Here is a 21,535-nt window from a genome sequence, read left to right as displayed (position 1 = left end):
CGAGCAGCATGGAGGGATGGCCGACGCACCCACGACAGCAGTCCTCTTCGACATCGACGGCACCCTCGCCGACTCGAACTACGCGCACATCGACGCGTGGTGGCGAGCGTTCCTCGCGGCGGGGGAGTCCGTCGACGCCTGGCGCATCCACCGCGCCATCGGCATGGACTCGGCGAAGCTGCTCGAGACGCTGCTGCCGGACGCGTCCCAGGAGACCCGCGACACCGCGAAGCAGTTCCACACCGCCTACTACGCCGAGCAGATGCCGCGGCTCCGGCTGCTGCCGGGTGCGCGCGAGCTCCTGCATGCCGTCGCCGAAGTCGGGCACGCCGTCGTCCTGGCGACCAGCGCCCCCGAGCGCGAACTCGCCCGCCTGCGCGACCTGCTCGACGCGGGCGAGTGGGTCACCGCCGAGACCAGCTCCGAGGACGTCGAGCAGGCGAAGCCGGACCCCGGCATCATCCGGGTGGCGCTCGACAAGGTCGGGGTCTCCGCCGACGACGCTGTGATGGTCGGGGATGCCATGTGGGACGTCGAGTCCGCCGGCAAGGTGGGGGTGCGGTGCGTCGGCGTGATGACCGGTGGCATCGGCGGTGACGAACTCCGCGCTGCCGGAGCGGCAGAGGTGTACGACGACGCTGCGGCTGTGCTCGCGGCGTTCCGCGCCGGCGAGGGTCCGCTCGCGGCACTCGGTCGGCGCGCCTGACGGGCGGCGCGCCTGACGGGTGGCGCCGGTCGTGCTCGACGGCCGTCCTCGGTTTCTGTGACGTCGGTCGCCCGTGCCAGGATCGACGTTCGTGATCACGATCGAACGCGTGTCCTGGGACGACCCCCGCAGCGTGGTGCTCCGCGCCCGCATGGACGACGAGATGCACGAGCGCTACGGGTCGGCGAACGCCGGCGAGGACCCGGCGGTCACCGCCGAGCGCAGCCGAGCGCTGAGCGTCGATCCGTCGACGGTCGTCACGTCGATCCTGGCCGTCGACGAGTCCGGCGAACCGGTCGGGCACATCGCCGTCCGACGCCTGGGGGACGAGGTCGAGCTGAAGCGCCTCATCGTGCTGGCGTCCGCGCGCGGCAAGGGTGCGGCGACCGCACTGCTCGACGAGTGCGAGCGCGTCGGTCGCGAACTCGGCGCCCCGCGGCTCATCCTGCAGACCGGAGACAAGCAGCCCGACGCCGTGGCGCTCTACCGCAAGACCGGCTGGGACCAGATCGACGTCTACGAGCCCTACGCCGCGACGATGCCGTGGTCGTTCTGCTTCGAGAAGGCCCTGTAACTCGACCCGGTCCACATTGCACTTTCACCACGAGAGTGCAATTCTTGCTCGGTGAGCACCACCGAACGCACCCGAGCGCTCCGCCGACGCATGATCGGCGAGGCGCGTCGGGCGACGGTCGAGCACGGGCTGCACGGCTTCACGATCGAGCAGCTCTGCGAGACCGTCGGGGTGTCGCGCCGCACGTTCTTCAACCACTTCGGGTCGAAGGACGACGCCGTGCTCGGCATCGAGCTCAACGCCGACGTCGAGGCGATCGACGCCTACGCCGCGGGCGGCATCGTCCCCGCGGGACTCGACCCCCTCGACTCGATCGTGGCGCTGGCCATCGACCAGTTCCACCGGGTCGGCATCGCCCGCGCCGACGAAGCCCTGGTCCGCCGGGTGTTCGAGCGGGAGCCGGCGCTCGTCGCACGGTTCCTGTCGGCGACCGACGTGCAGCTCGCCCGGGTCACCGTGGCGCTCGGACGGCGGTTCGGGTGGGACGACCCCGCCGACCGCCGACCGCGTCTGGTCACCGAGACCGCGGCGGCGCTCCTCAAGGTCACCGCGACCGAGTACTTCGACGACGCGTTCGACGAGGCCACGGGGCCGACGTTCGACGCGCTGCTCATCGAGAACCTCCGCCTGCTCAGGGCGGTCACCACGACCGAACGGGAACACACCACATGAGCGCCACCGCGCCGGGCACCACCAAGCGTGCCCGCCCAGGCTCCGACGGACCGCTGCTCCTGACGCAGCGTCGCATCTGGATCATCTTCTCCGCCCTGATCGCGGGGATGCTGCTCTCCAGCCTCGACCAGACCATCGTCTCCACCGCGATGCCGACCATCGTCGGGGAACTCGGCGGCGTCGCGCACCAGGCCTGGCTGACGACCGGGTACCTGCTGGCCTCGACCATCGTGATGCCCGTCTACGGCAAGTTCGGCGACGTCCTCGGTCGTCGCAACCTGTTCCTCATCGCCATCGCGCTGTTCACCATCGCGTCGGCCGGGTGCGCGTTCGCCACGGACTTCACGCAGCTCGTGGCGTTCCGTGCCATGCAGGGACTCGGTGGCGGTGGCCTGATGATCCTGTCGCAGGCGATCATCGCGGACATCGTGCCGGCGTCGCAGCGCGGCAAGTACCTCGGTCCGCTCGGGGCGATCTTCGGTCTGTCCGCCATCGGCGGCCCGCTGCTCGGTGGCTTCTTCGTGGACCACCTGACCTGGAACTGGGCGTTCTACATCAACATCCCGGTCGGCATCGCGGCGTTCTTCGTGGCGTGGTTCGCGCTGACCCTGCCGAACAAGAAGGCCACGAAGCGCATCGACGTGCTCGGGGTGCTCTTCATGTCCGCGGCGACCACGTGCCTGGTGTTCTTCTCGGAGTTCGGCGGCAGCAAGGACCACGGCTGGGACGCCCCCGAGACCTGGGCCTGGTTCGCCGGTCTCGTCGTCTCGGCAGCGCTCCTGGTGTTCGTCGAGTCCCGCGCGCAGGACCCGGTGCTCCCGCTGTCGTTCTTCCGCAACCGCACCTTCCTGCTGGCGACCGGCATCGGCCTGGTGCTCGGAATCGGCATGTTCGCGGCGATCGGGTTCGTCCCGACGTTCCTGCAGATGGCCTCGGGCACCTCGGCCGCGGTCTCCGGCCTGCTGATGCTGCCGATGATGGCCGGCCTGATCGGGACGTCGATCGCATCGGGTGTCCTGATCACCAAGACCGGCCGCTACCGGATGTTCCCGATCGTCGGCACGGTGCTGGTGGCCATCGCGATGCTCGCGATGACCCAGCTGGCGGCGGACACCCCGATCTGGCTCATCTGCGCCTACCTGTTCGTGTTCGGTGCGGGGCTCGGCCTGATCATGCAGGTGGTCGTCCTCGTCGCGCAGAACGCCGTTCCTGCCGAGCAGGTCGGGACCGCCACGTCGACGAACAACTACTTCCGCGAGGTCGGTGCCTCCCTCGGCACCGCCGTCTTCGGCGCGCTCTTCACCGCGCGGCTCACGACGTCGCTGACCGACGTGTTCCGCGGTGCCGGTGGCTCGGCGACCGATGCGGCGTCGTCGGCGGGCAGCATCGACCCGTCGACCGTCGCAGGGCTGCCGCCGGCGGTGCAGGACGGCGTCGTGAACGCCTACGCCGACTCGCTCGCACCGGTGTTCTGGTACCTGCTGCCGTTCATCGCGGTGGCGTTCCTGCTCGCGCTGTTCCTGCCGCAGATCACACTGTCCGACACGGCCGGCATGGTCGCCCGTGGCGAGGCCGTCGGCGGTGACGAGGCCGACGAGCTCGAGCGGGCCCAGCGCGCGGCCCGGACGGCGGGGTCGGAGTCCGTCTCGTCGGGTGGTGAGACGCCGGCGTCCCGCCGGGACGCCTCGGATTGAGCGAGACGCCGCCGGATTCGGCGGCGTCCAGCGGATCGCGGGGCGCGTTGTGGAGACGACGGCGTGCTGACGGGAGGCGCGGTGCCAGCTGGTGCCGCGCCTCCCGTCGGTCGTCCGGTCGCGCTCACTGCCGCAGCCGGCGTTTCGTGCCGGGCGACACCTCACGCGTTCCAGCGCGCGTGCGCTGCCGCTGAGCGCGTGAGGTCGCGGTCGCCCGGCGCTACGCGCCGGTGCTCGCGCGCGGCACGAGCCGTGTCGGCAGGGCCGCGGGCTCGGCGGCCGTGCCGTCGAGCGTCGCGAGGAGTCGCAGTGCCGCAGCCCGACCGAGGTCAGCGCCGGGCAGTGCCACGCTCGTCAACGCCGGCGCGGTGACCGACGACGACGGCAGGTCGTCGAAGCCCGCGACCGCGAGTGCGCCGGGGACGGCGATGCCGAGCGCGCCAGCGACCCGCAGGACCCCGTAGGCCAGGGTGTCCGCGGCCGCGACGACGGCGGTGACGTCGTCGTCCTGCCAGGCCTCGATGACGTGCTCGGTGGCCGAGGCCGCGGCCTCGACGGTCAGGTCGGCACGGGCGGTGACCTCGGAGACGGTGATGCCGGCGTCTGCGCAGGCCTGCTCGAACAGGTCGCGGCGCACGCCGAACGTCGCCGCCCGTGAGGTGCCGTCGAGGTAGCCCACGTGCCGGTGCCCCTGGTCGTGCAGGTGTGCGACGAGCTCGTGCACGCCGGTGGAGAGGTCGTAGTTGACGGCCTCGGGGCCACCGGGGGCGTCGAGCAGCACCACGGGGACGCTCGCCGACATCGGCTCGTCGGCGGCGGGGGCGTCGACCAGGATGCCGGCGGGCCGGAGCCGTTCGAAGCGCCGGACGTCGGCCGCGACCGGCTGCGCGCCCCGTTCGGTGACGGAGAGCACGAGCTGGAACCGGTCGCCCAGGGTGTCGCGGACGCCACGGATGACCTCGGCGAAGAACGGGTTCGACAGGTCGGGGGCGATGAACACGACGAGGTCACCGCTGCCGCGCGCCAACGAGCTGGCGGCGTGGTCGACGACGTAGCCGAGGTCGTCCACGGCGTCGCGAACCCGTGCGGCGATGGGAGCCGAGACCCGCCCGCGGTCCTTGCCGTTCACGACGAGGGAGACCGTGGCGATGCTCGTGCCCGCACGCTCGGCCACCATCGCAGCGGTCACACGACGGCTCGGGGTGGCGGGGGAGGGCACCCGTCGATGCTAGCGAGCGCGGTGCTCGAACTTGACGTCAAGCGTTTGACGTGTTTCGATGTCAAACGCTTGACGCGCCGCGTCGCCAGCGTTCTGCCGGCCCGTGGATCCCCACCACGTCGAGCACTCACCTCGATTCCCCGAAGAAGTGGAGCGCCCAGCGTGCCCGATGCGACCCAGCCCGCCGCGAAGATCATCCTCGACTGCGACCCCGGACACGACGACGCCGTGGCGCTCCTGCTCGCCCACGGCAGCCCGGCGATCGACCTGCTCGCCGTGACCACCGTCGTCGGCAACCAGACCCTGCCGAAGGTCACCCGCAACGCCCTGGCCGTCGCGCGGATCGCCGGCATCACCGGGGTGCCGTTCGCCGCCGGTGCCGCCCGCCCGCTGCTGCGTCAGATCGAGGTCGCCCCGGACATCCACGGCGAGAGCGGCCTGGACGGCCCGATGCTCCCCGAGCCGTCGTTCGACCTCGACGAGCGCCACGCCGTCGACCTGATCATCGACACCGTGATGGCGCACGAGCCCGGCACGGTCACCCTCGTGCCGACCGGCGGCCTGACGAACATCGCCCTCGCCGCCCGCAAGGAGCCCCGCATCGTCGAGCGCGTCAAGCAGGTCGTGCTCATGGGCGGCGGCGTGCACGTCGGCAACTGGAGCCCGGTCGCCGAGTTCAACATCGTCATCGACCCCGAGGCCGCGGCCATCGTGTTCGAGGCCGGCTGGGACGTCGTGATGGTCGGTCTCGACCTGACGCACCAGGCCCTGGCCACCCCCGAGGTCGCCGCGCGCATCGCCGGTGTCGGCACCGCCCCCGCCGCGTTCGTCGGTGAGCTGCTCGACTTCTTCGGGCAGACCTACAAGGACGCCCAGGGCTTCGACGCCCCGCCGGTGCACGACCCCTGCGCCGTCGCCTACGTGATCGACCCGACGATCGTCCGTGCCGTGAAGGTCCCGATCCGCGTCGAGACCCAGGGTGCCCTGACCCTCGGGATGACCGTCGCCGACTTCCGCGCCCCGGCGCCCGAGGACTGCCGCACGAGCGCCGCGATGGAACTCGACCACGGCCGGTTCTGGGACCTGGTCGTCGACGCGCTCGAGCGCATCGGCGAGACGGCCGACACCGGCTGGACCCCTCGTGCCGCCGCCGACGCCGTCGAAGCCGGCATCACCACGACCCCGGAGCACTGAACCCCATGACCACCACCTCGACGAAGAAGTCGATCGGCGCCCTCACCGCCGCGCTCCTCGCCGCGTGCATCGCGTTCCAGCTGAACGCGAGCATGCTCAGCCCCGCGCTCGTCACGATGGCGCGCGAGCTCCACACCGACGACGCCACCATCGGCCTGTCGCAGACCCTGTACTTCACGCTCGCGGCGCTGTTCTCGCTGTTCCTGCCGCGGCTCTCCGACATCGTCGGTCGCAAGCGCGTGCTGCTCGGCATGCTCGCCGTGATGCTCGTCGGCAGCATCGTCGCCGCGCTCGCGGTGAACGTGCCGATGCTGTTCGCCGGCCGGATCATCCAGGGCGTCACGGGTCCGGTCGTCCCCATCTGCCTGCTCGTCCTGCGCAACGAGATCAGCGACCCGAAGCGCTACGGCGCCGCGCTCGGGCTGCTGACCGCGGTGAACGGCGGCATCGCGGGCGTCGACGCCCTGGCCGGCGGGTGGATCGCGACGAACTTCGGGTTCCGCGGGATCTTCTGGGTCATCGCCGTCGTCACCGTCCTCGCCCTGTTCCTGGTCGCCGTCTGGGGCGTCGAGTCGAAGCCCTCCGCCGGCACCCGGATGGACTGGATCGGTGTCGTCCCCCTCGTGGTCTCGGTCGGGGCGCTGCTCACGGCGTTCAACGAGGCCGGCAAGCTCGGCGCGGCGAACCCGGCCCTCGTGATCGGCGGCGTCGTCGTCGCGCTCGTCGCCTTCGCCGTGTTCTGGGCCGTCGAGTCGCGGGTGCGGGAACCCCTGGTCGAGACCCGGTTCCTGAAACGCCGTGCGACCTGGGCGCTCCTGGCGACGACGTTCCTGACGATGACGGGCGTGTTCGCGGTCGTCAACGGCCTGGTCACGTCGCTCGCGCAGAACGGCGACGCCGGCTTCGGCATGGAGCCCGACCTGGCCTCGCTCGTGTTCCTCACCCCGTACGCGCTGGTCGGCTGGATCGTCGGACCCTTCGCCGGGCGCCTCGCCCCGACCATCGGGTACCGCGCTGTCCTGCGCTTCGGCCTGATCGGCAGCATCGTCTCGACCGTCCTGATGGCGCTCGTCGGGGTGCACTCCCTGCCCGTGCTGGTCACCGCGACCGTGCTGATCGGCATCACCTACGCCGGCATCGCGAACATTATCCTGAACGGCCTGGGCATCGTGCTGTCGCCGGAGTCGAACCCCGGGTTCCTGCCCGGCCTGAACGCCGGTGCGTTCAACCTCGGCGCCGGCGTCAGCTTCGCCGTCCTGCCCGCGCTGCAGATCGCGCTCGGCGTCGGCGGTTCCGCGGGCACCGCCGGGTACTCCGGTGGCATGCTGCTCGGGGCCGCGATCACGACCGTCGCGCTCGCGATCTCGTTCCTCATCCCCCGTCCGGAGGGCGCCGAGACCACGTCCGTCGCCCCGCAGAAGGAGACCGTCCGTTGACCGAGAGCATCGTCGTCGTCGGGTCGCTCAACGCGGACCTGGTGGTCCGCACCGAGCGCTTCCCCCAGCCCGGTGAGACCCTGCAGGGCTCGGACCTCGCGATCCTGCCCGGCGGCAAGTCCGCCAACCAGGCGGTGGCTGCCGGGAGGCTCGGGGGCACGGTGCGCATGATCGGTGCGGTCGGTGACGACGGGAACGGTGCGCTGCTCCGCGACTCCGTCGCGGCTGCGGGTGTCGACACGACGCACGTCGCCGTCCGTCAGGGAACGGCGACCGGCACCGCCGTCATCACGGTCGACGCCGCAGGCGAGAACACCATCGTGATCTCCGCCGGGGCGAACGGCACGCTGACGCCGGAGGACGTGCCGACCGACGCCTTCACCGACGCCGCGGTGCTGGGGCTCTGCCTCGAGGTGTCGATCGACGTCGTCCTCGCCGCCGCCCGGGCTGCGCACGCCGCCGGGGTCACGGTGCTCACGAACCTGTCGCCCTTCGGCGCGGTGCCGGCCGAACTGCTCGAGCTGACCGACGTGCTGCTCGTGAACGAGCACGAGGCCGCCGCGCTCGGGGACCACGGTGTCGCGCGGTCGATCGTCACCCGCGGTGGTGCCGGCTGCGTCGTGCACGATCGCGGTGCCGAGCCGGTGTCGATCGACGCCGTGCGGGTCGAGCCGGTGGACACCACGGGCTGCGGCGACGCCTTCATGGGTGCGGTGGCGCTGCGCCTGGCCACCGGGGACACCCTCGTCGACGCCGCCCGGTTCGCGGTGGGGGTCGGGGCGTACGCCGCGACCAAGCCGGGCGCGCAGGCCTCGTACCCGACCACCGCCGAGCTGGAGGCGTTCCTGCGGGCGTGACCCGCGCCTCCCGGCCGTGGGGTGACTGCGCGGCCCACTAGCGTTGGGTCCATGCGCGTGGGAGTCCTCGACATCGGGTCCAACACCGGCCACCTGCTCGTCGTGGACGCCCACGGCGGCGCTGCGCCGCTGCCGGCGTCCTCGTTCAAGCAGCCGCTGCGGCTGGCCGAGCACCTCGACGACTCGGGCGCGGTGACCCAGCAGGGGATCGACGCCCTGACCACCTTCGTCGCCGACGCGGTCCGCGTCGCCGAGGAGCGCGGCTGCGAGGACATGCTCGCGTTCGCCACCTCGGCGGTGCGCGACGCCGGCAACTCCGAGGCCGTGCTCGCCCACGTCGAGGCCTCCACCGGGGTCGAGCTGGCCGTCCTGTCCGGCTCGGACGAGGCCCGGCTGACGTTCCTGGCCGTGCGCCGCTGGTTCGGCTGGTCCGCCGGTCGCCTGGCGGTCTTCGACATCGGCGGGGGCTCGCTCGAGATCGCCGGCGGTGCCGACGAGGCACCGGACGTCGCGTGGTCGATGCCGATCGGTGCCGCCCGGCTGGCGCGCTCCTACTTCTCGGCCGGCACCCCGACCGAGGACGACGTCCGCCGCATCCGGCACGAGATCCGCGTGGAGATCGCCCGTGACGCCGGACGGTTGCTCCGCTCGGGGCGTCCGGACCGGGCCGTGGCGACGTCGAAGACGTTCCGGTCGATCGCCCGCGTCTGCGGGGCCGCGCCGTCCGCCGCCGGACCACTCGTGCCCCGTGCGCTCGACGGCGCGGTGCTGCGGCAGCGCCTGCCGGAGCTGCTGACGATGTCGGTCGACGAGCTCGCGGCGCTGCCCGGTGTCTCACCGAGCCGCGCACACCAGGTGGTGCCCGGCGCGCTCGTCGCCGAGGCGTGCCTGGACATCTTCGACCTGCCGGCCCTCGAGATCTGCCCGTGGGCACTGCGCGAGGGCGTCATCCTCGAGCGGCTCGATCAGCTGTCGGTGCTCGGGACCCCGTAGCGACCCGTCGATCTAGCCGCGCGGCTGCCGGACCGGCTGCTGCCGTTGCTGTTGCTTCGGCGGTGCGAGCAGCCACGGACGGATCAGCTTCGTCACGAACGGCAGCACCCAGAACGTCATGATCGGCGTGAGCACGACGGTCGTGATGAGCACCCGGGGCAGGATCGCGACGTGCGCGAACGCGGGGACGAGCCAGGCCATCAGGTACGTGAAGGCGAGGTTCACCGGGAAGAAGCCGAGCCAGATGCTCACGGACTGCTTCCACCGCGGGGGAGCGCTCGAGGCCGGAGCGTCCTGCGGGACGTCGAACCACCCCTCGATGCCGGTGCGCTTCTCGACGCGGGACTCCACCACCAGGTCACGGCCCAGGTCGAGCCACCGCAGCCGGTCGTCGGAGTTCTCCCACGTCGCCAGGGAGTCGTGGTCGGCGAACCGGTAGAGCATGTGCCACTCGCGCGACTGCGCCCGGGAACGCACCCACCCGGAGCCGAGGAAGCCCGGGTAGCGGTTCGCCAGGTTCACCCCGGACTGCACCCAGCGGGTGGCCTCGGGGATGCGGTCGGGTTCGACCAGGCGGGTGACGGAGACGGTGACGGGTGGGCCATCGGTCGCGGGTGGCGACGACAAGGCCCCAGGCTCTTCTGGAGTCATGTGCCCAGTGTCGCGGACCCGTGTTTCCGGCTCGTGACACGTGCCTCGCGCGCCGGCTGAACGGATCCGCGTCGTCCTTCGACCACCGTCCCAGGTGGGTGCAAGACGATCATCTGGCGAACGCACCACCGAGAGGACCCCGATGCCCCACCCCGAGCCCACCACCACCCTCATCGCCACCGTCGACGGGCCCGACGGCGGCACGTACGAGGTGCGGCGGCTGACGCTCCCGGTGGGTGCGTCGACCGGCTGGCACCGGCACGACGCACGCCAGACCGGTCTCGTGGTGCGCGGTGCGCTGACGCACGTCACCGAAGAGGCCACGCGTGTCGTCGGGCCGGGGCAGGCCCTGGTCGAGGAGCCGCGCATCGTGCACGACGGTCGCAGCACCGGCACGGAGGACGCCGAGCTGCTCTACGTCGCCCACCTGCCGGCGGGCGCAGCGGCGTCGACGCCGGGCGAGGCGCCAGCGAGCGAAGGGCCGGTCCGCAGCGCGCTCGTGACGGTCCCGCTGGGCCGCCCGCAGTTCGTGCACGCGCTGCGCTACACCGCGATGTACGCGCCGAAGCCGTTCGCCGAAGCCCTGCTCGTGTATCGGGACAACGGCACGTACACGATCCTGTCCCCGGGCGAGGACCACCACGGCTGCTACGTCTCGGCGACGGACCCCGCCGAGGGGATGCGGCACGTCGCGTTCATGTCGTGGCCGTCCGCGGACTGGGGCCGGAACATCGCATCGCACACCCTGACCTTCGAGGCGGCGAGCGGCGCGTTCACACAGGAGCTCCGGTTGCCGGGTGACCCGGTCCCGCGGGCGCAGTACGGGTACGCGGTGCCCGTCGAGGACCCGGAGTCGATCGACACCGGCGCCGGGTGGGCAGCGCTCCGCCAGCAGTACGCCGAGGTGTTCACCACGCTCGAGCGCCTGGCGGGCGGCGGGTCGACCGCGGCCTGACCCGGAAGGAGTCAGCTCGCCTGCTTCTTCGCGGCGGGCTTCTTGGCGGGCGCCTTCTTCGCCGGTGCCTTCTTCGCGGGGGCCTTCTCCGTCGTGCTCTCGGCAGCCTTCTTGGCCGGTGCCTTCTTGGCCGGTGGCTTCCTGCCCGACCCGGACGTGCCCGAGCCGGCACCGGATGACGACCGTGCGGCCGACGACGAACGCGACCCCGAGCCTCCTGTCCGCTTCTTGTCGACGGACGCACGCAGGGCGGCCATCAGGTCGAGCACGTCACCGCCCTCGTCGTCGTCGTCCTCGTCGTCCTGCGCGCCGAAGGTCTTCTCGGTGTCGATGTCGTCGCCCGCCTCGAGCTTGGCGTCGATCAGCTGCTGCAGTTCCTCCTGGTAGGAGTCGGTGTAGCGGTCGGGGTCGAAGTCGGTGGACATGCTCTCGACGAGCGAGGACGACATCTTCAGCTCGTTGGCGCTGACCTTCACCGTCGTGTCGAGGGTCTTGAAGTCGGCGGCGCGGACCTCGTCGCCCCAGAGCAGCCCCTGCAGCAGGATGACCTCGTCGTGCACCCGGAGCACCCCGAGCCGGGTCTTCTGCCGCAGGGTGAACTGCACGATCGCCAGGCGGTCGGTCTTCGCCAGGGTCTCGCGCAGCAGCACGTACGCCTTCGGCGAGCGCGAGTCGGGCTCCAGGTAGTAGGTCTTCTCGAACATCATCGGGTCGACCTGCTCGACGGGGACGAACTCGAGCACCTCGACCTCGTGCGACTGCTCCTCGGGGAGCTGCTTGAAGTCGTCCGCGGTGAGCACCACGGTCTTGTCACCGTCGTCGTAGGCGCGCTGGATGTCCGCGTACTCGACCTCGTGGCCGAACTCGCACACCCGCTTGTACCGGATGCGGCCCTTGTCGTCGTCGTGGACCTGGTGCAGGGACACGTCGTGCGTCTCGGTGGCCGCGTAGACCTTGACGGGCACGTTGACGAGCCCGAACGCGATGGAGCCCTTCCAGATCGACCTCATGCGCACATGATGCCCGCCCGCACGCGTGCGTGCCCGGAGCCGACGGTTCCTCCACAGGTCCGCCGTCCGGGGGATCGTTCCACGGATGTCCGGTTCGCTGGACCGCCGCGAGGCCGGCGCGAGCACGATGGGCCCATGAGCCAGCTCGACAAGCAGGACCCGCGCGACCAGTTCCCCCGTCCGCCGTTCCCCGCGCAGACCCAGCAGGGGTCCGGGCTGGCGAGTGCGATGGACCCCGCCCCCGACCACGGCGAGACGAGCTACCTGGGCACCGGGCGGATGCGCGGGTACCGGGTGCTCGTCACGGGCGCGGACTCCGGCATCGGGCGCGCCGCGGCGATCGCGATGGCGAAGGAGGGCGCCGACGTCGCCCTGAACGCCCTGCCCGAGGAGCGCGAGGACCTCGAACAGGTCCGCGACGTCATCGGTGACCTCGGGCGCAAGGCCGTGCTGTTGCCCGGCGACCTGACGGACGAGGCATTCTGCGACGTCCTGGTGCAGGACGCCGTCAGCGAGCTCGGTGGCCTGGACGCGCTCGTGCTGGTCGCCGGCCACCAGCAGGTGCACCAGGACGTCACCGAGCAGAGCACCGAGGACTTCGACCGGACGATGAAGGTCAACCTGTACTCGCTGTTCTGGCTCGTCCGCGCTGCCGTCCCGCACATGGCGCCGGGCAGCTCGATCGTCACGACCAGTTCGGTGTCGGCGTACCAGCCGCAGGACCGCATGATCGACTACGCCGCGACGAAGGCCGCGATCATCACGTACACGAACGGGCTCGCGCGGCAGCTCGCCAGCAAGGGCATCCGTGCCAACACGGTGGTGCCCGGGCCGGTGTGGACGCCCCTGCAGCCGATCAGCTACCCGGGCGACGAGATCGCGGCGTACGGCCAGGACACCCCGTTCGGGCGTCCCGCCCAGCCCGTCGAGCTCGGCAGCGCCTACGTCTACCTGGCCGGGCCCGAGTCGTCGTACACGTCCGGCACGACCCTGACGGTGGCGGGAGCGACCGGGGTGGCGCTGTGAGTCCCGCCTCGCGCAAGACCGTCGTCCTGGTCGGGGACCGGCGGCTCGCGCTCACGAACACCGACAAGGTGCTCTACCCCGAGACCGGCACCACGAAGGGTCGGGTGATCGAGTACTACGAGCGGGTCGCGCCGTGGATGATCCCGCACGTCAAGGACCGCCCCGTGACCCGGAAGCGCTGGGCCAACGGCGTCGACGGCAAGGTCTTCTTCGAGAAGAACCTGCCCGACTCGGCCCCCGACTGGGTGCGGCACCACACCATCCACCACTCGGAGCACGACAACGAGTACCCGATCGTCGACGACCTGCCGACCCTGGTGTGGATGGCGCAGCAGGCCGCGCTCGAACTGCACGTCCCGCAGTGGCGGTTCGGTCCCCGCGGCGCGCAGCAGCACCCGGACCGGCTCGTGCTCGACCTGGACCCCGGTGACGGCGTCGGGCTGCCCGAGTGCGTCGAGGTCGCCGTGGCCGCGCGCGAGATCCTGCACGGCATGGGACTCGACCCGTACCCGGTGACGTCCGGCTCCAAGGGCATCCACCTGTACGCGGCCCTCGACGGCAAGGCGACGACTGCGCAGGTCTCGGACGTCGCCCACGAGCTGGCCAAGGCCCTCGAGACGGACCTGCCGGACCTGGTGCTGTCGTCGATGAGCCGTGCCGAGCGGACGGGCAAGGTCTTCGTCGACTGGTCGCAGAACAACGGCAACAAGACGACCATCGCCCCGTACTCACTGCGCGGCCGCGAGCGGCCGACGGTCGCGGCGCCTCGCACCTGGAAGGAGCTCGAGGAACGCGGGCTCGCGCAGCTCACGTTGGACGAGGTCCTCGAACGCCTGGAGGTCCGTGGGGACTTCCTGCACCCGGTCGCCTCCGCCTCGCTGGCCGTCGGGCGCGACGACCACGGTCACTGGGACAGCGACCGGACCGAGCGCGCGAACGACGCCGAGCAGCCCGCCCGCGACCGGCTCGCCGCCTACCGGGCCAAGCGGGACGCCTCGAAGACGCCGGAACCCGTGCCGGAAGGTGCCCCGACGGTGCGGAAGGACGGCACACCGACCTTCGTCGTCCAGGAGCACCACGCCACCCGTGACCACTACGACTTCCGGCTCGAGCACGACGGCGTGCTGGTGAGCTGGGCCCTGCCGAAGGGCGAGCCGACCGACCCGGGCAAGAACCACCTGGCCGTGCAGACCGAGGACCACCCGCTCGAGTACGGCTCGTTCGAGGGCACGATCCCGAAGGACGAGTACGGCGGCGGCACGGTCACGATCTGGGACGACGGCACCTACGAGCTCGAGAAGTGGCGCGAGGGGCAGGAGGTCATCGTCACCCTGCACGGTCGGACCGGCGGCGCTCGCCGCCTCGCGCTGCTGCACACCCGCGGCCGGGGCGGGGGCGACGAGAAGAACTGGCTCATCCACCGCACGAAGGAACAACCCGAACGGCTGGCGGACGGCGGCAGCGGTGCCGGGCCGGCGGTGGCGCGCACCGCACCCGGCGGGTCCGACGGGCGGCGACGGATCACCCGGGCGGCGGACGCCGAGACCCCGCCGTCGGAGCGCCGGACGATGCAGGCGACCCTGGACAAGGGCGAGACCCGGCTGGACCCGGCGGACTGGGCGTTCGAGATGAAGTGGGACGGGGTGCGGGCGCTCGCGACCGTCCGCGACGGATCGGTCACCGTGCGCAGCCGCAACGACAACGACCTGACGGCGCAGTACCCGGAACTGCAGGAACTGGGGGAGCGGGCCGGGGTGGACGGGGTCTTCGACGGTGAGATCGTGGCCGTCGACGACCGCGGCCGACCATCGTTCCAGCTGCTCCAGAACCGGATGGGGCTGACGAAGGCGCGTGAGGTCCGGAGCGCGCAGGAGACCACCCCGGTCCGGTTCCTGCTCTTCGACGTGCTCGAGGCGGACGGGCACGAGCTGACTCGGCTCGGGTACGACGCCCGGCGCCAGGCGCTCGAGACCGTCGTGCAACCGGGTGGTGCGATCGACGTGCCGCCGGCGGTGCAGGGTGAACTCGACGCGGTGCTGGCCGCCTCGCGCGAGCAGGGCCTCGAGGGCGTCGTCGCGAAGAAGCGGTCGTCGAAGTACGCCGAGGGCCGTCGGTCCGAAGCCTGGCTGAAGCGCAAGCACCACGCCACCCAGGAAGTCGTCGTCGGCGGCTGGAAGCCGGGCAGCGGTCGGCGTGCCGGCGGGATCGGATCGCTGTTGCTCGGGGTACCCGGCCCGGACGGACTGGAGTACATCGGCAAGGTCGGCACCGGGTTCCGCGACCGCGACCTCGACGAGATCGGCGATGTCCTCGCACCACTGGCACGGAAGACCTCACCGTTCGTCGACGTCCCACGGCCCGACGCGCGGGACGCCCACTGGGTCACGCCGGAGCGCGTCGGCGAGGTCGAGTTCGCCGAGTGGACGGGTGACGGGCGGCTCCGGCAACCGTCGTGGCGGGGATGGCGGGTCGACAAGGACCCGGACGACGTCGTGCGGGAGTCCTGACGCGCTGGCCGGCCGCGGCCGGCGCATGCATCCGCATGGGTCCGCCCCTGGCGAAATTCCGTCCCCCGTGCGACGCTCGGGCGGGGGACGATTCCGGCAACGACGCCGGGGTCCGGCCACGGGCTGTTACGTTCGCCGAGACGAAGGGGGCTCAGGGGATGAACTCGAGCAAGTACCTGCCGCCGTTCACGGCCGCAGAACGCGTCGCGATCACCGGGGACGACCTGTCGCAGCGGATCGTCGAACCGCGCAGCAGCACCACGGAGACCGAGGTCCGGTACGCGGACTTCCTCGCCGACGAGGACGACGACTGACGAGCACGGTGGCCTGACCCGCGCGGCGGCCCGGCGGCTCCGTGGTGGCGGAACGGGTCGGCGGACCCGACGGCCCGCACGCTGTATCAGGGAGCGCACGGACCGCCGCCGGGGCACGCGGCCAGCCGGTTCAGGGAGACCGGCCGCACGGCCCCGCACCGGGCGCGCAGCAGCGCAACCGGTGGGTCCACTGGTGGGACGCACCGAGTGAGCGGATCGTCACACGCGAAGACGAACGAATCGCCGGGCGACCTGGATGGTCGCCCGGCGATTCCGTCGGTGTGGGGAGTGCTTTCGGGACAGTACCGGGTCAGTACCGGGTCACGCCGCGGGGGCGGGTCCGTCGGCGGGCTCCGCGTGGTCGGCCACGGGGGCGTCCTCGTCGATGAGCGCGTCCTCGTCCGGCTCCACGACCTCGGCCGCGGCGGCCTTGGCCTCGTCGATGGACTCCTGAGAACGGCGGAGCAGGTCGTCGTCGTGTGCTGCCTGATCGGTCATGCCCAGCAACCTACGCGGGCGTCCCTGTGTCGGCGTCCCGACGTCGCGCACCGTTCGTCGGGTCGTGGCGGCCGGTCTGCGGCGGCTCGAAGTCGACGGCGGACGTCGGTGCGGGCGTCGAGGGCATCGCCGGGGCAGCCGGGGCACCGAAGGCGTCAGCGGCGTCGAGCACCGCACGGGTGGCGGCGACAGCGGTGCGGAGCGCGTCACGGACGGGCATCGCACGGTGCGCCGGGGTCCGGACCTCGACGCCCCACGGCTCGTCGAACCCGAGTTCACGCACCGTCCGGACGAGGCCGGGCAGGTCCCACGCCCCGGCACCGGGCAGGTACCGCGCGGTCCGGGACTCCTCGGCCAGGGTCATCCCGCTCGGGGTGTGCAGCAGTCCGTCGCTCAGCTCGACGGCTGCGAGGACCCCCGGTGCGACGCCCTGCCGGATCGACGCGAGGGTCGAACCGCCGCGGAGCGCGTGCATGGCGTCGAGGAGCAGCCCGCCGTTCGGGTGCCCGGCAGCGGCGACGAAGCGTGCGGCCCGTTCGATCGTGGGCAGGTTGGACCACGGCTCCGGCTCGAGCACGATCTGCGCCCCGACGGCCTCGGCCTGGTCGGCGAGCGCGACCCAGTCGTCGGCCATCGTCGCAGGGGAGGCTCCGGGCAACGAAGTGTCGGCACGGACCACCACCTGCCAGGCGCTCAGGGTCGCGGCGGCCTCGAGCACCACCCCGCGATCGGCGTCTTCGTCCTGGGTGCGGCTCGCGCAGGTCCACCACCGGTCGAGCGGTCCGAGCTGGACCCAGACGATGCCGGCCCCGTCGAGCATGCGGCGGAGTTCGGCGAAGCCCGTCGTGGCACGGACCTCGTGCAGGTCGTCGAGGGACAGTGACAGGCCGGCGAACCCGGCGGACCCCACCGCGTGCACGCGGTCGCGGACGCTCTCGTCGCCCGCCCACGTCCAGGACGTGGCGAGCAGGTCGTGTTCCAGCACGGTCGTACCTCCGGCAGTCCCGGGGTGTCCGCGTCGCCCCGTCGCGATGCGCCGCCCCGTGTCCGCCGCGGGCCCCACCCGCGACGATGCCCAAGGATTACCCGTGCTGCCTGCGAAGGCTCCCAGCCCGTCGACACATCGGCGACACGTGGCTCAGACGATCCGGGTCCGGACCTCGCCGACACCGGCGATCGTGCCGATGAGCACCGAGCCGCGTTCGAGCACGCCGACGCCGTCGGGGGTGCCGGTCATCAGCAGGTCGCCGGGCGCGAGCGACACCGACCGCGAGACCGCCGCGATCGTCTCGGCGACCGACCAGATCTGGTCGGCCAGGTCGCCCGCCTGCCGGAGTTCCCCGTCCACCGTCAGCTCGATCGCGCCGCTGGTCGGATCGACCGCGTCCGCCGGGGTGATCGCGCCGATCGGTGCCGATGCATCGAAGCCCTTCGCGGTGTCCCACGGGCGCCCGAGTCGCTTCGCCTCGGCCTGCAGGTCACGGCGGGTCAGGTCGATGCCGACGGCGTAGCCCCACACGTGGGCGAGGGCACCGGCGACGGCGATGTCCGCGCCGCCGGTGCCGATCGCGACGACGAGCTCGACCTCGTGCTCCAGTTGCTGGGTCAGGGGCGGGTACGGGGTGTCGGCGTCGTCGACCACGACGGCGTCGGCCGGCTTGGTGAAGAAGAACGGCGGCTCGCGATCCGGGTCGTGGCCCATCTCGCGGGCGTGCGCCGCGTAGTTCCGGCCGACGCAGAACACACGGCGGACGGGGAACCGCGCGCCCGTCGTCGTGGGCACGGTCGGGAGGCTCGGGGCCGGGATGACGAGTTCGGTCACGGTCCCAGCGTGGCAGGCTCGCATGGCGTCGGTTCAGCCCTCACCGAAGGACGCCTCGTCCTTGAGCTTCCGCGCTCGTGCGCGCTCCTGGCGTTCGCGCCATTCGATCCGCGCCTGACGGAGCTCTTCCTCGGCGCCCTTCGCCCGCATCATGGGCCCGTAGTGCGGGTCTGCCAGCAGTGCGGGCGTCGTCAGTTCACGTCCGTCGAGCCAGCGCTTGAAGTCCTTGTCACTCAGCTTCGAGATCATCGTTCGCTCCTTCGATCGTCGCTGCGGTCAGGTCGTCGAGCGCCCGGCCGACCCAGCGGTCGTCCGCGGTCGTCCAACTGCGGCTCACCAGCGCAGCTGCCATCACACCGGCGGCCGCGCGCGTTCCTTCGTCGTCCGAGGTCGCCCGGTCGGCGACCCACGACCAACGCTGCCACCACAGGTCGCGGTGCACCGAGAACTCTGCATTTCGCCGTCCCGCGCGCCCGTCGAGCACCGAGGCGACGAGCGCCCCCAGTGCAACGGACGCGCTGGTGACCGACACGAGCGCGCTGATCCAGCCGATGTCCATGCCGGAACCCTGACAGCACGGAACCGGCCACGCGGCGGGCGTGACCGGTCCTGTGGAGGGTGCTCCGGGCCTCCAGGCCTGTGGAGGAGTGCGTCAGTTGCCGGGCGCGGCCGCCTCGGTCTCGCCCGCACCCGGGTCGCCGCCGGTCCCACCGCTGGCGGGTTCGTCCTGCGGCCATCCCGCGAACTCCCAGCCCGCGAGCGACGGGTGGTCCTCGCCCTTCGTGTACGCGAACGCCCGTGCAGCGTCACGCGCCTCGGACAGCTTCGTGAGCAGGTCGGCGTGCGCCTCGGCGTCCACCCGTGTCAGGGCGTCGTGGGCCAGGGCGAAGCGGTCCATCTCGTTGCGCATGAGCATGTCGAACGGCGAGGTCGTCGTGCCCTGCTCGAGGAACCCGTGCACGTGCAGGTCGTCGTGCCCGTTCCGGCGGTACGTCAGCTGGTGCACGAGCGTCGGGTACCCGTGGAACGCGAAGACCGTGGGCGTGCCGGGCAGGAAGAGCGCGTCGTACTGCTCGTCCGGGATCGGGTGCTCGTGCTTGCGCGGGTCGCCGATCGCCAGCAGGTCGACGACGTTGAGGACGCGGACACCGACCCCGGGTGCGTGCTTCCGGATGATGTCCGTGGCGGCGACCGCCTCGACGGTGGGGACGTCACCGGCGCACGCGAGGACGACGTCGACCCTGCCGACGGCCTGCTCGGTGCCGGCGAAGTCCCAGACCCCGAGTCCTGCGTCGGCGTGCGCGACGGCGTCCTCGAGGGACAGGAAGACCGGCTCCGGGTGCTTGCCCGCGACGATCACCTCGATGCGGTCCGTGGTCTCCATGGCGTGGGCGGCGACGGCGAGCAGGGTGTTGGCGTCGGCCGGCAGCTTGATCCGCACGAGGTCCTGCTGCTTCGACGCGACGACGTCCAGGAACCCGGGGTCCTGGTGGGAGAAGCCGTTGTGGTCCTGCCGCCAGACGTGCGACGACAGCAGGAGCGACAGGTTCGACACCGGTGCCCGCCAGTCGATGTCGGTCGAGGACTCCAACCACTTGGCGTACTGCCCGACCATCGAGTCGATGATGTGGGCGAACGCCTCGTAGGTGTTGAGCATCCCGTGCCGACCGGACAGCACGTACCCCTCGAGCATGCCCTCGAGCAGGTGCTCGGACAGGACCTCGGTGACCCTGCCGCGGGGGGAGAGGTGCTCGTCGCCCGGCGCACGCTGGGCACGCCAGACGCGGGTGGTGACGTCGAACACGGCGTCGAGCTTGTTCGAGATGGTCTCGTCCGGACCGAACAGCCGGAAGGTCGAGGCGTTCTTCTCGATCAGGGCGGCGAGCCAGGGGCCGAGCGTGCCCGTGGCGGACGCTTCGGTGCCGGCCTCGACCGCGTACGGCTCGAGGGGTGGGCGGTCGAGCGCGGTCCGCAGCCGGCCGCCGTTGCCGTGCGGGGTGGCGCTCATCCGCTCGTCGCCGGTCGGGCGGATCGTCGTCATGATGCCGACCGGGTGGCCGTCCTGGTCGAAGAGCTCCTCCGGGCGGTACGAGCGCATCCACTCCTCGAGCTGGGCGCGGTGACCGTCGTCCTCGCGCACGGCCGGCAGTGGCACCTGGTGTGCACGGAAGGTCCCCTCGACCTGTTCACCGTCGACCACCTTCGGGCCGGTCCAGCCCTTCGGGGTGCGCAGCACGATCATCGGCCACCGCGGACGCAGGGCCGCGGCGCCGGCGGGCTGGCCGGCGGCGGCACGAGCGGCCTGGGCACGTGCGGCGGCCTGGATGTCGTCGATGCCGGCGAGGGCGCGTCGCAGGGCGCCGTCGAACAGGGCGTGGACCGCGTACGGGTCGTCGTCGACGCGGCTGGAGTCGACCACGATCGGGTCGTACCCGAGCCCGCGGAAGTACGCGGTGAGGTCCTCGTCGGGGATGCGGGCCAGGACCGTCGGGTTCGCGATCTTCCAGCCGTTGAGGTTGAGGATCGGCAGCACTGCTCCGTCGGAGACCGGGTCGAGGAACGTGTGCGCCTGCCACGACCCGGCGAGCGGACCGGTCTCGGCCTCACCGTCACCGACCACGCACGCGACGACGAGGTCGGGGTTGTCGAGCGCCGCACCGTACGCGTGGGAGAGCGAGTAGCCGAGCTCGCCGCCCTCGTTGATGGACCCGGGGGTCTCCGGGGCGGCGTGCGAGGGGATGCCGCCGGGGAACGAGAACTGACGGAAGAACCGCTGCAGGTCGACGTCCTGGTACAGCTCGTTCCACGTGCCGTCCAGCCAGGCGTTCGCGTTCATCGCCGGGCCGCCGTGTCCCGGGCCGCAGATGTACAGGAACTCGCGACCGGTCTCCGCGATCAGCGCGTTGCAGTGCGCGTAGACGAGGTTCAGGGCGGGCGAGGTCCCCCAGTGCCCGAGCAGCCGCGGCTTGACGTCGTCGGGTTCGATCGGCCGGGTGAGCAGCGGGTTGTCCAGCAGGTAGATCTGCCCGACCGTCAGGTAGTTGGCGGCGCGCCACCAGGCGTCGACCGCCCGGAGCCGGTCGGTCGTGGAGATGTGTGCTGGAGCCATGGGTACACGGTACGAAACGCCGGGTTGCTGCACCTCAGGAAACTCGTCCAAACCGTTCGGGCAGCGGCGCCGAATGACTTGCACAGGGCAAAAGCCCAGGGCGCTCTCCGGTCGCAGTTGGCCGGTACTCAGCGCGTGCACAGTGCACGTTCGGCCACCGGCCGGAGCGCCTCCAGAGCAAAGGACTGATCACGATGCGTAAGAGCCTCAAGACCTCCATCACCCTCGCCACCACCGGCGCCCTCGTGCTGGGCGGTGCCGCGTTCGGCATCTCCTCCGCCCAGGCCGCGACCCCCGC

General features: G+C 71.8%; 21 protein-coding genes. 12 read left to right on the top strand and 9 right to left on the bottom strand.

The annotated features are described in order from the left end of the window. Window positions 1-16 precede the first annotated feature (16 nt). The 4 genes from ASF75_RS16435 (at window position 17) to ASF75_RS16420 (ending at window position 3,646) form a co-directional block, all read left to right on the top strand. Window positions 17-706 (top strand): HAD family hydrolase, encoded by a 690-nt coding sequence (locus tag ASF75_RS16435; protein ID WP_056073171.1) that lies wholly within the window; start codon window positions 17-19, stop codon window positions 704-706. Window positions 707-797: 91 nt separating this feature from the next. Then, on the top strand, window positions 798-1,280 hold the full coding sequence (locus tag ASF75_RS16430) for a GNAT family N-acetyltransferase (protein ID WP_235517732.1): 483 nt from the start codon (window positions 798-800) through the stop codon (window positions 1,278-1,280). Between the two features lie 51 nt (window positions 1,281-1,331). Continuing rightward, the gene (locus ASF75_RS16425; protein ID WP_056073166.1) at window positions 1,332-1,952 is read left to right on the top strand and encodes a TetR/AcrR family transcriptional regulator; all 621 of its coding nucleotides are present in this window, start codon (window positions 1,332-1,334) and stop codon (window positions 1,950-1,952) included. Then, entirely contained in the window at window positions 1,949-3,646 is a 1,698-nt protein-coding gene (locus ASF75_RS16420) for an MDR family MFS transporter (RefSeq protein ID WP_017887508.1), read from the top strand. Before ASF75_RS16425 ends, ASF75_RS16420 begins: the two co-directional genes overlap by 4 nt. Before the next feature lie 220 nt (window positions 3,647-3,866). On the opposite strand, the gene ASF75_RS16415 is transcribed toward ASF75_RS16420, so the two are convergent. Next, window positions 3,867-4,865, bottom strand: a complete 999-nt coding sequence (locus ASF75_RS16415; protein ID WP_235517730.1) for a LacI family DNA-binding transcriptional regulator — start codon at window positions 4,863-4,865, stop codon at window positions 3,867-3,869. A 162-nt stretch (window positions 4,866-5,027) separates the two neighbouring features. On the opposite strand from ASF75_RS16415, the gene ASF75_RS16410 reads away from it, so the two are divergent. The 4 genes from ASF75_RS16410 to ASF75_RS16395 are packed head-to-tail and all read left to right on the top strand — an operon-like array spanning window position 5,028 to window position 9,345. Further along, window positions 5,028-6,059, top strand: coding sequence for a nucleoside hydrolase (locus ASF75_RS16410; RefSeq protein WP_056073163.1), 1,032 nt, complete (start codon window positions 5,028-5,030; stop codon window positions 6,057-6,059). Window positions 6,060-6,064: 5 nt separating this feature from the next. Further along, a complete protein-coding gene (locus ASF75_RS16405) occupies window positions 6,065-7,495 on the top strand; it encodes an MFS transporter (RefSeq protein WP_056073160.1) in 1,431 nt (476 codons plus the stop codon). Further along, window positions 7,492-8,352, top strand: a complete 861-nt coding sequence (locus ASF75_RS16400) for a ribokinase (protein WP_056073158.1) — start codon at window positions 7,492-7,494, stop codon at window positions 8,350-8,352. Before ASF75_RS16405 ends, ASF75_RS16400 begins: the two co-directional genes overlap by 4 nt. Before the next feature lie 51 nt (window positions 8,353-8,403). Next, complete coding sequence (locus ASF75_RS16395; protein WP_056073155.1) at window positions 8,404-9,345, top strand: Ppx/GppA phosphatase family protein; 942 nt, start codon at window positions 8,404-8,406, stop codon at window positions 9,343-9,345. Window positions 9,346-9,357: 12 nt separating this feature from the next. Here the strand turns inward: ASF75_RS16395 and ASF75_RS16390 are convergent, their stop codons facing one another. Then, window positions 9,358-9,996, bottom strand: coding sequence for an antibiotic biosynthesis monooxygenase (locus tag ASF75_RS16390; protein ID WP_056073152.1), 639 nt, complete (start codon window positions 9,994-9,996; stop codon window positions 9,358-9,360). A 142-nt stretch (window positions 9,997-10,138) separates the two neighbouring features. On the opposite strand from ASF75_RS16390, the gene ASF75_RS17465 reads away from it, so the two are divergent. Then, entirely contained in the window at window positions 10,139-10,951 is an 813-nt protein-coding gene (locus ASF75_RS17465; RefSeq protein WP_082509805.1) for a cupin domain-containing protein, read from the top strand. A gap of 11 nt (window positions 10,952-10,962) precedes the next feature. Here ASF75_RS17465 and ASF75_RS16380 read toward each other — a convergent pair whose 3' ends face one another. Next, the gene (locus ASF75_RS16380; RefSeq protein WP_056073148.1) at window positions 10,963-11,961 is read right to left on the bottom strand and encodes a Ku protein; all 999 of its coding nucleotides are present in this window, start codon (window positions 11,959-11,961) and stop codon (window positions 10,963-10,965) included. Between the two features lie 135 nt (window positions 11,962-12,096). Here ASF75_RS16380 and ASF75_RS16375 point away from each other — a divergent pair, with 135 nt between their 5' ends. The 3 genes from ASF75_RS16375 (at window position 12,097) to ASF75_RS17800 (ending at window position 15,808) form a co-directional block, all read left to right on the top strand. Further along, window positions 12,097-12,987, top strand: a complete 891-nt coding sequence (locus ASF75_RS16375) for an SDR family oxidoreductase (RefSeq protein ID WP_017887499.1) — start codon at window positions 12,097-12,099, stop codon at window positions 12,985-12,987. Further along, on the top strand, window positions 12,984-15,494 hold the full coding sequence (locus ASF75_RS16370; RefSeq protein ID WP_056073145.1) for an ATP-dependent DNA ligase: 2,511 nt from the start codon (window positions 12,984-12,986) through the stop codon (window positions 15,492-15,494). Before ASF75_RS16375 ends, ASF75_RS16370 begins: the two co-directional genes overlap by 4 nt. Window positions 15,495-15,652: 158 nt before the next feature. Beyond that, the gene (locus ASF75_RS17800; RefSeq protein ID WP_017887497.1) at window positions 15,653-15,808 is read left to right on the top strand and encodes a hypothetical protein; all 156 of its coding nucleotides are present in this window, start codon (window positions 15,653-15,655) and stop codon (window positions 15,806-15,808) included. 321 nt (window positions 15,809-16,129) lie between these two features. Here ASF75_RS17800 and ASF75_RS17795 read toward each other — a convergent pair whose 3' ends face one another. The 6 genes from ASF75_RS17795 to ASF75_RS16345 all read right to left on the bottom strand — a co-directional run bounded on the left by ASF75_RS17795 (window position 16,130) and on the right by ASF75_RS16345 (window position 21,237). Beyond that, window positions 16,130-16,306 carry a hypothetical protein gene (locus ASF75_RS17795; protein WP_017887496.1) on the bottom strand — a complete coding sequence of 59 codons (177 nt, stop codon included), beginning with the start codon at window positions 16,304-16,306 and terminating at the stop codon, window positions 16,130-16,132. A gap of 10 nt (window positions 16,307-16,316) precedes the next feature. After that, window positions 16,317-17,291 carry a sugar phosphate isomerase/epimerase family protein gene (locus tag ASF75_RS16365; RefSeq protein ID WP_017887495.1) on the bottom strand — a complete coding sequence of 325 codons (975 nt, stop codon included), beginning with the start codon at window positions 17,289-17,291 and terminating at the stop codon, window positions 16,317-16,319. A 153-nt stretch (window positions 17,292-17,444) separates the two neighbouring features. After that, window positions 17,445-18,128: a fumarylacetoacetate hydrolase family protein gene (locus tag ASF75_RS16360; RefSeq protein ID WP_017887494.1), complete on the bottom strand. Its 684-nt coding sequence runs from the start codon at window positions 18,126-18,128 to the stop codon at window positions 17,445-17,447. A gap of 33 nt (window positions 18,129-18,161) precedes the next feature. Next, complete coding sequence (locus ASF75_RS16355) at window positions 18,162-18,377, bottom strand: hypothetical protein (RefSeq protein ID WP_017887493.1); 216 nt, start codon at window positions 18,375-18,377, stop codon at window positions 18,162-18,164. Beyond that, the gene (locus ASF75_RS16350) at window positions 18,358-18,687 is read right to left on the bottom strand and encodes a hypothetical protein (RefSeq protein WP_017887492.1); all 330 of its coding nucleotides are present in this window, start codon (window positions 18,685-18,687) and stop codon (window positions 18,358-18,360) included. Before ASF75_RS16350 ends, ASF75_RS16355 begins: the two co-directional genes overlap by 20 nt. Window positions 18,688-18,780: 93 nt before the next feature. Further along, window positions 18,781-21,237 carry a phosphoketolase gene (locus ASF75_RS16345; protein ID WP_056073143.1) on the bottom strand — a complete coding sequence of 819 codons (2,457 nt, stop codon included), beginning with the start codon at window positions 21,235-21,237 and terminating at the stop codon, window positions 18,781-18,783. Between the last annotated feature and the right edge of the window lie 298 nt (window positions 21,238-21,535).

Origin of the sequence: Curtobacterium sp. Leaf154 (genome assembly GCF_001424595.1) — a bacterium.
Lineage (GTDB): Bacteria > Actinomycetota > Actinomycetes > Actinomycetales > Microbacteriaceae > Curtobacterium > Curtobacterium poinsettiae.
This window is presented reverse-complemented; position numbering and strand designations above follow the sequence as displayed.

Bases quoted from the DNA above. Each gene is read 5' to 3' on its own strand.
- ASF75_RS16405 (WP_056073160.1), top strand. From the start codon at position 6,065: ATGACCACCACCTCGACGAAGAAGTCGATCGGCGCCCTCACCGCCGCG.
- ASF75_RS16355 (WP_017887493.1), bottom strand. From the start codon at position 18,377: ATGATCTCGAAGCTGAGTGACAAGGACTTCAAGCGCTGGCTCGACGGA.
- ASF75_RS16390 (WP_056073152.1), bottom strand. From the start codon at position 9,996: ATGACTCCAGAAGAGCCTGGGGCCTTGTCGTCGCCACCCGCGACCGAT.
- ASF75_RS16350 (WP_017887492.1), bottom strand. From the start codon at position 18,687: ATGGACATCGGCTGGATCAGCGCGCTCGTGTCGGTCACCAGCGCGTCC.
- ASF75_RS16395 (WP_056073155.1), top strand. From the start codon at position 8,404: ATGCGCGTGGGAGTCCTCGACATCGGGTCCAACACCGGCCACCTGCTC.
- ASF75_RS17800 (WP_017887497.1), top strand. From the start codon at position 15,653: ATGAACTCGAGCAAGTACCTGCCGCCGTTCACGGCCGCAGAACGCGTC.
- ASF75_RS17795 (WP_017887496.1), bottom strand. From the start codon at position 16,306: ATGACCGATCAGGCAGCACACGACGACGACCTGCTCCGCCGTTCTCAG.
- ASF75_RS16435 (WP_056073171.1), top strand. From the start codon at position 17: ATGGCCGACGCACCCACGACAGCAGTCCTCTTCGACATCGACGGCACC.
- ASF75_RS16375 (WP_017887499.1), top strand. From the start codon at position 12,097: ATGAGCCAGCTCGACAAGCAGGACCCGCGCGACCAGTTCCCCCGTCCG.
- ASF75_RS16380 (WP_056073148.1), bottom strand. From the start codon at position 11,961: ATGAGGTCGATCTGGAAGGGCTCCATCGCGTTCGGGCTCGTCAACGTG.
- ASF75_RS16345 (WP_056073143.1), bottom strand. From the start codon at position 21,237: ATGGCTCCAGCACACATCTCCACGACCGACCGGCTCCGGGCGGTCGAC.
- ASF75_RS16420 (WP_017887508.1), top strand. From the start codon at position 1,949: ATGAGCGCCACCGCGCCGGGCACCACCAAGCGTGCCCGCCCAGGCTCC.
- ASF75_RS17465 (WP_082509805.1), top strand. From the start codon at position 10,139: ATGCCCCACCCCGAGCCCACCACCACCCTCATCGCCACCGTCGACGGG.